This is a genomic window from Pseudidiomarina gelatinasegens, assembly GCF_004025325.1.
Taxonomy (GTDB): Bacteria; Pseudomonadota; Gammaproteobacteria; order Enterobacterales; family Alteromonadaceae; genus Pseudidiomarina; species Pseudidiomarina gelatinasegens.
Genome location: NZ_RSFE01000025.1, coordinates 1 through 1,435 on the forward strand (window position 1 = coordinate 1; position 1,435 = coordinate 1,435).

Here is a 1,435-nt window from a genome sequence, read left to right on the forward strand (position 1 = left end):
CTAATGCCAGTCAGTTAAGAGCTGACTGGCATTTTTTTCGCGCATATTTTTGCGGCTTTGACCGAACTTCTCGTGGGTAAATCCGCTCGGTTCGCCTTATAGGTAAGACGTAATGCTCTGCAATCTCTTGAAGATGTTCCAGAGTTTTAGGGATATTTCCAGCAGAATTGAGTGACGCAGTGTATAGCCAGTTAATGATTGCGGTTGCACAAGATGTAAAACTAAGCTGGTTCGGGTATATCCCTTTAATTTTGCTTGCCATTTTAACCATCTGATAGCGAATGATATTGTAAGCTAAGAGTATTCCCCATAGCTCTTGGCGTATCATTTCGGGTCGTTTGCTACGTAACGTATAGTGATTTTGAAGTAGTACTTGCTTCATTTCTCGATAGCCCAACTCGATTTCCCAGCGTTGCTCATAAAGCTCAACAATATCTTCGCTCGGATAGCGTAATGGATCGATCATGGACGTTAATATGGTGCGCTCTTTACCATCAATAGTTCGTGTTAGCATTCGAACTTGCATGGTCTCAGGTAAATTCGGATATTTTTTGCGCGATTGCGGGGTGGTAGTCAGCTCAACTAGCTTTTGCTGGCGACCTATTTTCCGGATGACTTTATACTGGGTTCCCTTTTTCATTGGGATTAGCCAGTGGCGTTCAATACCGGTATTTTGCCACTTATGTAGCAGCCCAAGTGAATAAAAACCTCGGTCGAATAGCGTCAATGAATGATCTGCTGTCGATTTGATAAGCCCTTCTGCCAACACCATTTCACTTGTTGAAGCACAACCGAACTGGCTTCCAGTCAGAAGGTGACTGGTTAATTCCATTTGGCAAACCATGCGCACTTGAGGGTACTGCTCTCCAAATTGATTTGAACTCTTTGTGAACGCTTGCTCATTTTCATTGGAATCGGGTGTGCGCCAAACGACGCCATCCACGCCAAGCAGGCGCAAGCCATGCCAGGTCGGATGCTCTGCTTGTTCATTCCAAATCGCTTGCGTATGTTCAAATACGGACTGCACAGCATGCTCACCAAGACGCTGCCTTGCTTGTGGAATGGCGCTTGGCGCTACAAGTGCGCGCCTGCCAGGCAACATAATATTCATTTGCCCAACAATGTCCCACACGCTCGTATTTCGATACAGAGCCATTCCTATAATGCTCCACAACACCATATCCAATGGTAAACGTCTTTTCCTGATGGTACCGACACCAGCTCTATCAAAAGCCTCATCAATTAAATCTGGATCAAGAATATCGGACAACTTCCCAATACCTTGGGAGTTCGGAGCATATCCATTGGCGATAGCCAGTGCTGTTGTGAGTTGCATAAAAAAATCCGTAGCTAGAATTAACTAACTACGGATTCTGATCCATTGGGAGGATCGGTCAACCGATCGCTAAAACATTTCTTAACTGATCGGCATTAG

At 45.0% G+C, this 1,435-nt stretch carries 1 protein-coding gene; it reads right to left on the bottom strand.

Annotation, left to right across the window (positions count from 1 at the left end; genetic code table 11):
• Nucleotides 1-10: 10 nt before the first annotated feature.
• On the bottom strand, nt 11-1,336 hold the full coding sequence (locus tag EGC76_RS11870; RefSeq protein WP_128353211.1) for an IS4 family transposase: 1,326 nt from the start codon (nt 1,334-1,336) through the stop codon (nt 11-13).
• Between the last annotated feature and the right edge of the window lie 99 nt (nt 1,337-1,435).